The 13,295-nt window shown below is 67.2% G+C and carries 13 protein-coding genes; 8 read left to right on the forward strand and 5 right to left on the reverse strand.

Annotated features, from left to right (window positions below):
- Positions 1 to 61 precede the first annotated feature (61 nt).
- Positions 62 to 268 carry a KTSC domain-containing protein gene (locus RMO97_RS04960; protein WP_310539432.1) on the reverse strand — a complete coding sequence of 69 codons (207 nt, stop codon included), beginning with the start codon at positions 266 to 268 and terminating at the stop codon, positions 62 to 64.
- Between the two features lie 130 nt (positions 269 to 398).
- Between RMO97_RS04960 and RMO97_RS04965 the strand changes: the two genes are divergently transcribed.
- Positions 399 to 806 (forward strand): MAPEG family protein, encoded by a 408-nt coding sequence (locus tag RMO97_RS04965; protein WP_310539433.1) that lies wholly within the window; start codon positions 399 to 401, stop codon positions 804 to 806.
- On the opposite strand, the gene RMO97_RS04970 is transcribed toward RMO97_RS04965, so the two are convergent.
- Positions 803 to 1,573 carry a sulfite exporter TauE/SafE family protein gene (locus RMO97_RS04970; RefSeq protein WP_310539434.1) on the reverse strand — a complete coding sequence of 257 codons (771 nt, stop codon included), beginning with the start codon at positions 1,571 to 1,573 and terminating at the stop codon, positions 803 to 805. The genes RMO97_RS04965 and RMO97_RS04970 overlap by 4 nt on opposite strands.
- Positions 1,574 to 1,676: 103 nt before the next feature.
- On the opposite strand from RMO97_RS04970, the gene RMO97_RS04975 reads away from it, so the two are divergent.
- The 5 genes from RMO97_RS04975 to RMO97_RS04995 all read left to right on the forward strand — a co-directional run bounded on the left by RMO97_RS04975 (position 1,677) and on the right by RMO97_RS04995 (position 8,239).
- A complete protein-coding gene (locus RMO97_RS04975; protein WP_310539435.1) occupies positions 1,677 to 2,309 on the forward strand; it encodes a LysE family translocator in 633 nt (210 codons plus the stop codon).
- A 482-nt stretch (positions 2,310 to 2,791) separates the two neighbouring features.
- Positions 2,792 to 3,322: a hypothetical protein gene (locus RMO97_RS04980; protein WP_310539436.1), complete on the forward strand. Its 531-nt coding sequence runs from the start codon at positions 2,792 to 2,794 to the stop codon at positions 3,320 to 3,322.
- 26 nt (positions 3,323 to 3,348) lie between these two features.
- Complete coding sequence (locus RMO97_RS04985) at positions 3,349 to 5,361, forward strand: TonB-dependent receptor domain-containing protein (protein WP_310539437.1); 2,013 nt, start codon at positions 3,349 to 3,351, stop codon at positions 5,359 to 5,361.
- A gap of 56 nt (positions 5,362 to 5,417) precedes the next feature.
- Entirely contained in the window at positions 5,418 to 7,370 is a 1,953-nt protein-coding gene (locus tag RMO97_RS04990) for a methyl-accepting chemotaxis protein (RefSeq protein ID WP_310539438.1), read from the forward strand.
- Positions 7,371 to 7,657: 287 nt separating this feature from the next.
- Entirely contained in the window at positions 7,658 to 8,239 is a 582-nt protein-coding gene (locus RMO97_RS04995) for a CC0125/CC1285 family lipoprotein (protein WP_310539439.1), read from the forward strand.
- Between the two features lie 73 nt (positions 8,240 to 8,312).
- On the opposite strand, the gene RMO97_RS05000 is transcribed toward RMO97_RS04995, so the two are convergent.
- From RMO97_RS05000 to RMO97_RS05010, 3 genes are all read right to left on the reverse strand, one after another.
- Complete coding sequence (locus RMO97_RS05000; RefSeq protein ID WP_310539440.1) at positions 8,313 to 9,545, reverse strand: argininosuccinate synthase; 1,233 nt, start codon at positions 9,543 to 9,545, stop codon at positions 8,313 to 8,315.
- A gap of 65 nt (positions 9,546 to 9,610) precedes the next feature.
- Entirely contained in the window at positions 9,611 to 9,973 is a 363-nt protein-coding gene (locus tag RMO97_RS05005) for a hypothetical protein (protein WP_310539441.1), read from the reverse strand.
- A complete protein-coding gene (locus tag RMO97_RS05010) occupies positions 9,973 to 11,892 on the reverse strand; it encodes a potassium transporter Kup (protein ID WP_310539442.1) in 1,920 nt (639 codons plus the stop codon). The genes RMO97_RS05005 and RMO97_RS05010 overlap by 1 nt, the downstream gene beginning before the upstream one ends.
- A 190-nt stretch (positions 11,893 to 12,082) precedes the next feature.
- On the opposite strand from RMO97_RS05010, the gene RMO97_RS05015 reads away from it, so the two are divergent.
- Positions 12,083 to 12,658 carry a NifU family protein gene (locus RMO97_RS05015; RefSeq protein WP_310539443.1) on the forward strand — a complete coding sequence of 192 codons (576 nt, stop codon included), beginning with the start codon at positions 12,083 to 12,085 and terminating at the stop codon, positions 12,656 to 12,658.
- Positions 12,658 to 13,295, forward strand: a 638-nt coding sequence (gene tsaB / locus RMO97_RS05020; RefSeq protein WP_310539444.1) for a tRNA (adenosine(37)-N6)-threonylcarbamoyltransferase complex dimerization subunit type 1 TsaB, incomplete at its 3' end; no start/stop codon positions are given. The genes RMO97_RS05015 and tsaB, both read left to right, overlap by 1 nt.

Below are 13,295 nucleotides of genomic sequence, written 5' to 3' on the forward strand. Positions count from 1 at the left end.
AAGCCTCACAGCCTCGAGACCATCTGACGCCCGCTTCCGAAAGGACGCGGGTGTTTCTGATTCAGGTTTCAAGCTTGTTGTAGGGGTACTGGTCGCGGATCTCATACGCGAAGAACTGGCCCTTGGAGTCGGCGTCGACGAAGCTGCGATGCACCTCGCCCGGAACGCCCACATAGACGTACTCGTCGCCGTCGTTGAACCGCACGAACAGCTTGGCGCGGTCCTGGTCGTAGCGAATGTCGCTGATAGCCGCGGATTCGACCTGCATCGGAACCTCCAGACGTTTCCGTCGACGGACTGAAACGCCACGAGACGGGGGGAAGGTTCCCGCAGGCCTCGACGCGTGCCACCCTGGCCGCAACCGGCCGCCGACGCGCCGGAGGGAAATGGGGGAATTCATGCAACCGCACTACGAAGTCGCCATCGTCACCATTGTGGCCCTGCTCGTCTATGTCTGGATGGGCCTGCGGGTGGGGGGCGCGCGTAAAGTTTCCGGCATCGCTGCGCCGGCCATGCACGGCGACCCCCACCTGGAGCGCAATATCCGGGTCCACTACAACACCCTGGAGTGGCTGCCGATCTTCCTGGCGGGCCTGTGGCTGTTCGCGATCTATTGGGACGACCGGGTCGCCGCGGCCCTGGGGGTGGTGTGGATCGTCGGGCGCATCATCTATGCCCTGGGCTATGTGGCCGACCCCGGCAAGCGGGAGGCCGGTTTCGTCATCCAGATGCTGGCGGCCGCCATCCTGCTGTTCGGGGCCCTGGGCCGCGTGATCTGGGCCATGGTCCAGACCGCGACGGTCTAGGCGAACAGCATCCAGGCCTGCCAGGCGGCGAGGCCGGTCACCAGGGCGCCCACCAGCCAGGTCAGGGCGCGGTGCGGCAACGCCTTGGTGGCCCAGCCGGCCACCGGCGCGGCCACCACCCCGCCGGCGATCAGCCCCACCACCGACCAGAGATGATCGGTAAGGCCGGTGGTCTCCCAGTGTCCGGTGATCAGGGCGGTGACGAAGGCCGCCGAGACCGCCACCGACATGAAGAACTCGGCGGTGTTGGTGGTGCCGATCGCCTGGCGCGGGTCGGCGCCGCTTCCCAGCAGGGTCGAGGTCACCACCGGGCCCCAGCCGCCGCCGCCCACGGCGTCGAAGAAGCCGCCGGTCAGGCCGAGTGGGAACGGCAGCCGCCAGGAGAACAGCTTGGGCCGCGCCTGGCGCCAGGCGCGATAGAGGATCACCAGGCCCATGAGGCCCAGCCACGCCACCACATAGGGCTTGATCACCGCGCCATCGATGGAGGTCAGCAGGTAGGTCCCGCCGATCCCGCCCAGCACCCCGCCCAGGGCCAGCAACAGCAGCAGCCGCCAGCCGACATTGCGGTGGTAGATATGGCTGATCGCCGAGGCCGCGCCGGTGAACACCTTGGCGGCATGCACGCTGGCCGAGGCGTTGGCCGGGGTCACCCCCAAGGCCAGCAGGACCGTGGAGCAGATCACCCCATAGGCCATGCCCAACGCCCCATCGACCAGCTGGGCGGCGAAGCCCACGGCCACGAACAGCCAGAATTCAGAGCCCATGAGTCCTCACTTCCGATTTCCGTGTCGCGGACCTTTCCCAGTGGCGCAATGGGGATTACCTCGGGGCTACCGCAGCTTTTCTCGCCCATAGCGCTCTAGGCCCATGATGCTCCCGGTCGACCCCGCCCGCTACGTGACCTTCCTGGGCGTCATGGCGGTGATGGCCGCCACCCCCGGTCCCGCCAACGTCTTCGCCATCGCCATCGGGGCCGAGCGCGGCAAGCGGGCCGCCCTGATCGCCGTCGCCGGCATGAACAGCGCGACCCTGGTCTGGTTCGGCGTAGCGGCCCTGGGGCTCGGCGCCGCCGTCCTGGCCTTTCCCCAGGTCTTCCACCTGATCGCCTACGCCGGAGCCGCCTATGTGGCCTGGCTGGGGCTCAAAAGCCTGCTGGCCGCGCGCATCGAGACCATGGGCGAACTCAAACCCGCCTCCATCCAGCCCGGCGCTCACGCCTGGCGCGACGGCTTCACGGTGCAGATCTCAAATCCCAAGGCGATCCTGTTCTTCACCGCCGTCCTGCCGCCCTTCCTGGATCCGGACCGCCCCCTCCCCTTGCAACTGGCGAGCTTCGCCTGCGGCACCATCGTTTTCGACGTGATTGCAATGAGCGCCTATGGCCTGGGCGGTGCGGCCCTGGCCCGCCGGATGACAGAGCCCCGGTTCCGGCGAGGATTCCAAGTCGTCGTCGGCCTGCTTCTGATCAGCGCCGCCACCCTGATGGCGCTGCGCCACTAGGGTCGGGCGGGAACTCGCTGCCGCAAAGCCCTCCACCCTTCCGCCGCGCCTATACCTGGATCGAGTATAATTCAGGGAAATCAGCACCTTAGGGGGTGCGACAAAGCGCCACCGCGGCGGGTGCGACAATAGGTTCCAAGCCAGTAAGGTTAAGCTCGGCCGTCAGTCGCGGGCGCTGGCCCTACCGCGGTAGGGCCAAGGCTAAATCAAGCCGAAACAGCTTTCGGTCCTCGCTCAAACTATTAACTCGGCGACTAGACATGCAGTTTATCCACTCGTTTGTGGCTAATGCGGCCGCCAATGCTTCGGTATTGCCAACTCTGTTAACTTACTCAATACATCGGTTAGGCCGATATCTACGTTCAAATACAATAGTCTAGGGGCTGTATCGCTTCTGACCGGCAATCTCGATTAACTTCTATTTACCAATGCCCCGTCCAAACCTCCGCTCGTTAAAGCCCGCATCTGGGCGAGGGGATGACATGTCGGAACACCACAACAAACTGCTGGCGATGGGGGCCATGGCCCTTGTCCTGGCGACGCCGGTGATCGGCCACGCCGATCCGGCCAAGGACCTGGCCGTCGCCGGCCGGGCCCTGACCTTCCTGGAGAACGGCCCCACGGGCCGGGCCGTCCTGGGGGTCGTGTTCGACCCCTCCAAGCCGGGGTCGGTCGCCGAGAAGAACGCGATCATCGCGGCGCTCGGCTCCGGCTACGCGGCCGGCGCGGTCACCCTGATCGGCAAGCCGGTCGAAGCCTCCGCCGTCGGCGGGGTCAGCGGCGTCGCGGCCCTCTACATCACCGAAGGCGTCAACTACGGCGCGGTGGGCGCGGCGGCCAAGGGCAAGAAGCTGGTCACCGTCGGATCCGACCCGGCCTGCGTGAAGTCCGGCGCCTGCGTCATGGGCGTCGCCACCGACCCGAAGGTCGACATCACCGTCAACCGCGCGGCCGCCGCCGCCGTGGGCGCGACCTTCAAGGCCGCCTTCCGCATGATGATCAAGGAGATCTGAGCCTGAACGGCTCGGAAAGACACCCCATGAAAAAGCAATTCCTCCTCGCCGGCGCCGCCGCCGGTCTCACCCTGGCGGCCACCGCGGCCCAGGCGCAGTCCATCGACTACGGCTCCCTGGAGCAGCTGTTCAATGAGCCCGTCACCACCTCGGCCACCGGTTCGCCGCAGCGCTCCACCGAGGTGCCGGTGGACATGACCATCATTTCCTCGAGCGACATTAAGCGCTCGGGCGCAACAGACCTTCCCACCATCCTGTCGCGCGTCGCCGGCGTGGATGTGCTGAATTTCGCCGCCGGCCAGTCCGACGTGGGCATCCGAGGCTACAATCAGGCCCGCTCGCCGCGCCTGCTGGTGCTGATCAACGGCCGCCAGGTCTATCTTGATCACTTCGGCTACACCGACTGGACCGCCCTGCCCATCTCACTGAGCGAAATCCGCCAGATCGAAGTGGTGCGTGGACCCAACAGCGCTATCTTCGGCTTCAACGCCGTGTCGGGCGTTGTGAACATCATCACCTTCAACCCAAGGTTCGACGACACCAACGCCGTCGATCTGCGCACGGGCACCGGCGAGAGCAACTTCGTCTCGGTGGTGAAGACCATGCATCTGGGCGACAAGGTCTCGGTCCGGCTCTCGGCCGGCGGCCAGCATCAGAACGAGTGGAAGGACAATAGCCCCAACGTCACGGCGGCCCAGATCCACAACCCCTCGACCCTGCACGCCAATATCGACGCGGTCGCCGAACTCGGCGCCAACACCCAGCTGCGGGTCGAAGGTTCCTATTCGAACGGCCAAGCCTCGCAGGTCATCTCGACCTTCGCCTACGCCGCCCACCGCATCAAGACCAACTCCCTGAAGGCCACGGTCACCTCCGACACCAAGCTCGGCCTGATCCAGGTCCAGGGCTATCACAACGATCTGGACGCCCTGACCCCGGGCCGCCGCTACCTGAACGGCATCACGGTGTTCAGCGTGGAGGACCTGTTCAAGGTCGGCGCGGCCCACACCGTGCGCCTGGGCCTGGAGTATCGGGACAACCAGCTCAACACCGCCTCCTATTCGGGCGCCAAGATCAGCTACAAGGTCGTGGCCCCGTCGGTCATGTGGAACTGGGCCGTCACCCCCAAGCTCTCCCTCACCGCCGCCGGCCGCATGGACAGCCTGACCCTCAAGCGCACCGGGCCCTTCCCGGTCGGCGCGCCCCAGACCAACAACGCGCTCTGGGACCGCGACATCAATGAAGCCAGCGTCAATCTCGGCGCGGTCTTCAAGGCCTCGGACAAGGACACCCTGCGCGCCACCTACGCCCGCGGCGTCCAGGCCCCCACCCTGCTGGAACTGGGGGGCCTGCTGATCCCGCCGGCCACGCCGGCGCCCACCGGCGCCCTGATCACCGGCAATCCCAGCCTGGACCCGGCGATCGTCACCAACTACCAGCTGACCTATGACCGGGATCTGCCCTCGCTGCGCGCCCGGGCCAGCGTCAAGGCCTTCGCCCAGAAGACCGAGAGCGTGAAAGGCCAGTTCAGCACCGCCGCCATCGACTTCCCGTCGACCGCCACCACCTGGAACACCTACGTCTACAAGAACACGGGCGACTCCGAGATGATGGGCTTCGAGCTCGCCGCCTCGGGCAAGATCGGGGCCGGGTTCCACTGGAGCGCCGACACCACCTACACCAAGGTCGAGGACACACCGACGCTCACCACCGCGGCCCTGACTCTGCGCAAGGTGAACTTCGACGCCACCACCCCGAAGTACCGCAGCAACCTGGCGCTCGGCTGGGCCAACGAGCAGTGGGCGGTGGACGGCTACGTCCATCAGGTCAGCAAGTTCTCGTCCTACAACGGCAACCTGCTGGAACCCGTCCCGGCCTACACCACCCTGGCCGGCCGCGTGTCCTACAAGCTGCAGAACGGCATCGTGGTGGGTGTGGACGGGGTCAACCTGCTCCACGCCCGCGAGTCGCAAGCCAAGGGTCCCAGCGGCCTGCAGGCTGAGCGCCGGGTGCAATTCACCCTCAGCAAAACCTGGTGAGCTAGGCCGACCCCGCCGCGCCGCGGCGGGGTCACGCTTTCCTTCGGAGATTTGAGATGAAGACCTTCCGCCTCGCCGACCTCTCACTCGTTGTGAAGATGGCGTTCGCTCCAACCTTCGCCGTGCTCATGCTGGCCCTGGTGGCCGGCGGGGCTGTCTGGAGCCAGCAGCAGCAGTCCAAGGCCATTGACCGAATCGTCGCTGAGGACATGGCGGTCAGCCTGGACCTGGCCCGGATCGCCAAGCGGATCACCGCGGTGCATGGCGACCTCTATCTGCTAATGACGCACACGGCCGCGACGCCGGGCATGGACTCCACGGCCCAGCTGCAGAAGCTGGTGGCCGACGTCGATTCCATCAAGGCCGAGCTGACCAAGATCAAGGGCAAGCTGCCGCCCGCTGAGCGCAAGCGCTTCGACGCCCTGATCAAGGACCTCACAGACTACCGGGGAGGCATCGAGGTCGTGGGCTCCATGCTTGGAATCGACTTCGCCACCGCCGCGGCCTTCGTCGAACCCTTCGAGGTCCAGTACAACCGGATGACCGAGACCCTGGACGGCGCCACCGCCCTGGTCCAGGCCGAGGCCAAGGCCCACGCCAAGGCCAGCGCCGAGGAAGCCGCCCTCACCGGCAAGATCGCCATGGGCGGCGCGCTCATCACCCTGATGGCGGTGGCGGGGATCTCCATCGCCACCATCCTGGGGGTCAAGCGCGCCATCCAGGGCATCGCCGGCGCCACCGAGAAGCTGGCCGCCGGGGACAATCAGCAGGATCTCGACAAAATCGCCCGCGGCGACGAGCTGGGAGCCATCGTCGGCTCCCTGGGGGTCTTCCGGGACAACCAGTTGCGCCTCACCGCCATGCGCGAGGAGCAGGAGGCCGCCGCCGCCCGGGAAGAAGCCACCCGGGCGCAGGTCGAGAAGGAACGGGCCGAGGCCCAGGCCGAACAGGCGGCCGTGGTCAGCACCTTGGCCAACGGCCTGTCGCGCCTGTCCCAGGGCGACCTGACCCACGCCATCGACCAGGCCTTCCCCGAAGAATACGAAGCCCTGCGCGCCGATTTCAACGGCGCGGTTGGCAAGCTGCGGGAGGCGATGCAGGTCATCGTCGCCACCAGCTCGCAGATCGGTTCCAGCGCCGAGGAGATCGCCGGGGCGTCCGACGACCTGTCGCGCCGCACCGAACAGCAGGCCGCCAGCCTGGAAGAGACCGCCGCCGCCCTGGATGAGATCACCGCCACGGTGAAGAAGTCCGCCGAGGGGGCCGGGCATGCCCGCGCCGTGGTGCAGACCGCCAAGACCGGCGCGGCCGACGGGGGCGACATCGTCCGCCAGGCTGTCCTGGCCATGGGCGAAATCGAGAAGTCCTCCACCCAGATCAGCCAGATCATCGGGGTGATCGACGAGATCGCCTTCCAGACCAATCTGCTGGCCCTGAACGCGGGCGTTGAAGCCGCTCGCGCCGGGGAAGCCGGCAAGGGCTTCGCGGTGGTCGCCTCCGAGGTCCGGGCCCTGGCCCAGCGCTCGGCCGAAGCGGCCAAGGAGATCAAGGCCCTGATCAGCGCCTCATCGAGCCAGGTCGGGTCGGGCGTGAAACTGGTGGGAAAGACCGGCCAGGCCCTGGAGATGCTGGTGGCCCAGGTCGACGAGATCGACGGTCTGGTGGGCGAGATCGCGGCTTCGGCCAAGGAACAGGCTGTCGGCCTCAACGAGGTCAACGCCGCCGTCAACAAGATGGACCAGGTGACCCAGCAGAACGCCGCCATGGTGGAGCAGTCGACCGCCGCGGCCCACGCCCTGAACGGCGAGGCCGTCGAACTGCGCCGTCTAATGGGTGATTTCCGCACCGGCGCCGACACCGCCCCGCCCCGGGCCTCGCGCCCCCAGGCGGCCGGACCAACCTCGCGCCCCGCGGCCTCCCCGCCGCGCCGCATGGCCGAGAAGATCCGCGCCAACTTCGGCGGCGGCGGCGCGGCCCAGCCAAAGAGCCAGGATTGGGAGGAATTCTGATCCTGGAGCGCGTCAGGGTTAAGTGGAAACCGGTTAACCCGCCCGACGCGCTCCCACATTGAGTAGGAGCCTTTCTAAGGCTCCGGCCTGACGAGATCCTGTCCCGGCGCTCCCCAGCGCCGGGCGGGCTTCCTCCCCCGAGGACAAACCTGGGGCGCGCCCGATTTCAAGGCGGGCGCGCCCCGACTTTTGTCATTTCGACTTTGACATCAAATGCTTGGCGGCAACCAAAATTACGCCCATGTGTTCGGTTGGTATCTTCCGACCTTCAACTTAGGCGCACCCTCATGACCCGCCGATTCGCCGCCCTCGCCGCCAGCGCCGTGCTCGCGGCCACCCTTGGGGCCTGCGCCACCGCGACCCCCTACCAGCCCAATATCCGCGGTCAGGCCACCTCGGGCGGCTTCTCGGAAGTCCGGCTCGACGCCGACCGCTTCCGGGTCAACTTCGCCGGCAACAGCATGACCTCGCGCGAGACGGTGGAGGGTTACCTGCTCTACCGCGCCGCGGAGCTGACCGTGGCTCAGGGCTATGACTGGTTCTCGGTGGTGGATCGCCAGACCGACCGCAACGCGCGGACCTATATCGAGCCCGATCCCTTTTACCGGCCCTGGTATGGCCCCGGGTACAACTACTGGCGCCCGTCCTGGCGCTACTACGGCGGCGGCTACGGCTGGCGCTCGTGGGACCCCTTCTTCGGCGACCCCTTCTTCGGCGACCGCATGGATGTCCGCACGGTGGAGAGGTTCGAGGCCAGCGCCGAGATCGTCATGCGCCGCGGCGCCAAGCCGGAGGGCGACACCCGAGCCTTCGACGCCCGCGCCGTGATGGACAATATCGGTCCCCGGGTTCTGCGCCCGGCGCCTTAAGCTCTTCCCAAACCGAAACGCCCGCATCCAGATCCGGAGGCGGGCGTTTTGCTGTCTGCCAAAGGGGCCGTTCTCAGCCCTTGACGCGCTTGTCCCGCTTGGCGGCCACGCGCAGGCGCAGGGCGTTCAGCTTGATGAAGCCCGAGGCGTCGTTGTGGTCGTAGGCGACCTTGCCCTCCTCGAAGGTGACCAGGTCCTGATCGTAGAGGGAGTAGGGGCTGGTGCGGCCGATGATGGTGACGTTGCCCTTGTAGAGCTTCACCGTGACCTGGCCGCAGACCATGGCCTGGCTGTGGTCGATGGCGGCCTGCAGCATCTCGCGCTCCGGGGTGAACCAGAAGCCGTTGTAGATGAGCTCCGCGTAGCGCGGCATCAGCTCGTCCTTCAGGTGCATGGAGCCGCGATCCAGGGTGATGGACTCGATGCCCCGGTGGGCGGCCAGCAGGATGGTCCCGCCCGGCGTCTCGTAGACCCCGCGCGACTTCATGCCAACATAGCGGTTCTCCACCAGGTCCAGCCGGCCGACACCGTTGGCGTAGCCCAGCTCGTTCAGCTTGGTGAGCAGGGTGGCCGGGCTCATCGCCACGCCGTCGATGGCGATCGGATCGCCCTTCTCGAAGTCCATGGTGAAGACGGTGGCCTTATCCGGCGCGTCCTCCGGGGCGATGGTCCGCATATAGACGAACTCGGGCGCCTCGATCGCCGGGTCTTCCAGGACCTTGCCCTCGGAGGATGAGTGCAGGAGGTTGGCGTCGACGCTGAAGGGGGCCTCGCCGCGCTTGTCCTTGGCGATCTGGATCTGGTGCTTCTCGGCGAAGTCCAGCAGGGCCTCGCGGCTCTTGAAGTCCCACTCCCGCCAGGGCGCGATCACGTGGATGTCCGGTTCCAGGGCGTAGTAGGCCACCTCATAACGGACCTGATCGTTGCCCTTGCCGGTGGAGCCGTGGCTGACGGCGTCGGCGCCCATCTTGCGGGCGATCTCGATCTGGCGCTTGGCGATCAAGGGCCGGGCGATGGAGGTGCCGAGCAGGTACTGGCCCTCATAGACCGTGTTGGCGCGGAACATCGGGAAGACGAAATCGCGGACGAATTCCTCGCGCACATCCTCGATGAAGATGTTCTCGGGCTTCACCCCGGCGGCCAGGGCCTTGGCGCGGGCGGGTTCCAGCTCTTCGCCCTGACCCAGGTCAGCGGTGAAGGTGATGACCTCCGCCCCATACTCGGTTTGCAGCCACTTCAGGATGATCGAGGTGTCGAGCCCGCCGGAATAGGCCAGGACGACTTTCTTGATCGCGGGCTTGGACATGGGGGTGCGGACTTTCGAGCGGAAGGTGGACGTCGCGGGCGTATAGGGGCCAAAGGCCCGGCGTATCAAGACTTGAGCGCGCCTTCGCTCTGCAACTGGTCCAGGGCGGCCTTCAGCCAGCGCAGGTGGCCGACGGCGATCAGGGCCGCGGCGGTGGCCCGCACGCCGAACAGGATCACCGAATGTTCCAGGCTGGCCGCGGCGTTGCGGTTGAACGCCACCAGGGCCAGGCCCAGGAAGAAGGCCGCGGTCGGGATGGCCAGTAGGGCCAGGTTGCGCCTGACCCGGAAGGTCGGCTTTCCGCTGAGCGCGAACTGCAGCGGCACCTTGGTCTCGGGATCGATCCGGCCCCAGGCCGCCCGGGTCGTGGAGGCCATGATCGAAAGCGAGATGATCCAAAGGGCGTCGCCCAGAAGAGCCAGCAGCATCAGACGGTCACCTGGGTTCCGAGCTCGACCACACGACCGGGCGGGATCTTGTAGAAGTCGGTGGGGTTGGCCGCGTTGCGCATCAGAAAGATGAACAGCTTGTCCTGCCAAAGCGGCATGCCCGACTGCGCCGAGGCCACCACCGAGCGGCGGCCGAGGAAGAAGCTGGTGGCCATGATGTCGAACTTCAGGCCCAGCTTGCGGCAGAGGCCGAGCGCCTTGGGCAGGTTCGGGCTCTCCATGAAGCCGTAGTTGATGATCACCTTCTTGAAGTCGTCGTTGATCGGCTCGATCGTCACCCGGTTGTCCTCCTTCACCCGCGGAGTCTCGGCGGTGTGGACGGTCAGGATGATGTTCTTCTCGTGCAGGACCTTGTTGTGCTTGAGGTTATGCATCAGCGCCACGGGCGCCATTTCGGGGTCCGAGGTGAGGAAGATCGCCGTGCCGTGCGCCCGGTGCGGTGCCCGCGCCTTGAGGATTTCCGAGAGCTCCAGCAGGGGCACGGAATCGCGTCGAGTCTTGTCGGTGAGGATCTGGGCGCCGCGGGTCCAGGTCCACATGATCACCACCAGGACGAGCCCCAACACCAGGGGCAGCCAGGCGCCCTCCGGGATCTTCAGCAGGTTGGAGGAGATGAAGGTCACGTCCAGGGCGCCGAAGCCAAGCGCCGCGAGCCAGGCCTGCCAGGTCGGCCGCTTCCACATGTGCTTGATGATCACGAAGAACAGCAGGGTGTCGATGAACATCGATCCGGTGACCGCGATACCGTAGGCGGCCGCCAGGTTGGAGGAGCTGCGGAAGGTGAACAGCAGCACCAGCACCCCGATCATCAGGATGGTGTTGACCTGAGGCACATAGATCTGGCCGGCCTGGGTCTCGCTGGTGCGGCGGATGTCGATGCGGGGGAAGAGGCCCAGCTGAACCGCCTGCTGGGTCATGGAGAAGGCGCCGGTGATCACGGCCTGAGAGGCGATGACCGTGGCGGCCGTCGCCAGCAGCAGCACCGGCCAATAGATGACCTCCGGGATCATCTCGAAGAAGGGGTTGGAGCGGGCCGCCGGATTGGACAGCACCAGGGCGCCCTGGCCCAGATAGTTCAACAGCAGGGACGGCAGGACCAGGATCAGCCAGGCCGCCTGGATCGGCTTCTTTCCGAAATGGCCCATGTCGGCGTAGAGGGCCTCGGCCCCGGTCACCGCCAGGAAGACGCTGCCCAGGATGATGAAGCCCAGCAGGCCGTTGTCCCAGAGGAAGATCACCCCGTAATGGGGCAGGAGGGCGCGGAGGACCGAGATGTCGTCGGCGATGTGGTAGACGCCCAGCCCCGCCAGGACCAGGAACCACACGGCGGTGATGGGCCCGAAGAACCGGGCGATGCTGGTGGTGCCCTTGGCCTGGACCATGAACAGGGCCACCAGGATGGCCGCCGAGATCGGCACCACGAACGGGCCCATCCGGTGGCCGATGCCCGGCGCGTCCTTTAGGCCCTCGATGGCCGAGAGCACCGAGACGGCCGGGGTGATGATGCCGTCGCCGTAGAACAGCGCGGCCCCCACGGCGCCCAGGAAGAACACCGCCGTCGAACGCCGCCCCAGGGAACGCTGCGCCAGGGCCATCAGGGCCAGGGTGCCGCCCTCGCCCTTGTTGTCGGCGCGCATCAGGAAGACGACGTACTTGATGGTGACGATCAGGATCAGGGCCCAGGTCACCAGGGACACCACCCCCAGCACCGCGAGCTCGTTGGAGACCGTGTCCTTGGTGTGATGCAGCGCCTCGCGCATGGCGTAGAGCGGGCTGGTGCCGATATCGCCGAACACCACGCCGATCGCCCCCAGCGCAAGGGCCCGGAAGCTGTCCTTATGGGGGGCGTGCCGCGAATCCTCCGCCGCCTCGAGGGCGCCGCTGGCCGGATCAGCCATCCAAAGTCTCCGGGGCCGAAAAGGCGGCGCCCTTGGTCGGCACGATGCCGTGGTGCGGCGGGCGCGATACACCCTTTCCCGCCACCGTTCAATCGCAGCCTGCCGCTATCATGCGGCGACGGGTCGCGCTCCAAGCGTCGGTGGTGCGCCAAACCTTGCGCATTGCCTGTTCTAGCGCCACATCTAGCCCATGTTTATCCAGACCGAACCGACGCCCAATCCCGAGGTCCTGAAGTTCCTGCCCGGACAGACGGTCCTGGCGGAAGGCTCGCGAGATTTCCGCAGCCCGCTGGAAGCCGAGGCCTCGCCCCTGGCCGCCGACCTCTTCGAGATCGACGGCGTCGACCGGGTTTTCTTCGGCCTGGACTTCGTCACCGTTGGCAAGCACCCGGACCATGACTGGCCCCACCTGAAGGCGCCGGTCCTGGCCGCCATCATGGATCACTTCGCCTCAGGCCGGCCGTTGTTCACCACGGCCGCCGACGGTGAGAGCGGCCATGACGACGACGCCGTCTACGACGCCGACACCGCCCAGGTGGTGGCCGAGATCAAGGACCTGCTGGACACCCGCATCCGTCCGGCCGTGGCCCAGGACGGCGGGGACATCCTGTTCAACCGCTTCGAGCCCGACACCGGTGTCGTGTGGCTGCACATGCGCGGCGCCTGCTCGGGCTGCCCGTCCTCCTCGGCGACCCTGAAGGCCGGCGTCGAGAACATGCTCAAGCACTATGTGCCCGAAGTGACCCGGGTCGAGCAGACCCTCTGATCCTTCTGGCGATAGACACCTGCCTGGGCGCCTGCTCGGCCGCCGTCCTCGACGGTGGGCGGGTGCTGGCCTCCCGCGTCGAGCCCATGGCCCGCGGCCACCAGGAGCGCCTCGCCCCCCTCGTGGCGCAGGTGATGACACAGGCCGGCGTCGCCTTCGACCAGCTCGACCGGGTCGGCGTCACAGTCGGCCCCGGCTCCTTCACCGGTCTGCGGGTGGGGCTGGCCTTCGCCAAGGGCCTGGGCGCTGCGCTGTCCATCCCCGTCGTTGGGGTCGGCGTGCTGGAGGCCCTGGCCCAGCCGCTGTCGGGAACCGTCTTCGCCGTGCTCGACGCCAAGCGTGACCAGGTCTACCTCCAGGCCTTCGCCGACGGCGTGGCGGTCAGCGCGCCCGACGCCCTGCCGCCAGGCACGGCCGCCGCGCGCCTGGCCGAGCTGGCCGGAGCAGGGGATGTGACCCTGGTGGGCTCCGGCGCGCCCCTGCTGGCGGGCGCTCTGCCCGGCGCGACGGTGGTCGCCGCCGACCACGCCGATCCTGTGGCGGTGGCCCAGATCGCCGCCGTCCGCCGGCCGGTCCCGCCCCGCCCACTCTATCTCCGCGCCCCCGACGCCAAGCTGCCGGGCGGCCGCGACCTGCC

It is taken from the genome of Phenylobacterium sp., from assembly GCF_031425575.1.
Classification (GTDB): Bacteria; Pseudomonadota; Alphaproteobacteria; order Caulobacterales; family Caulobacteraceae; genus Phenylobacterium.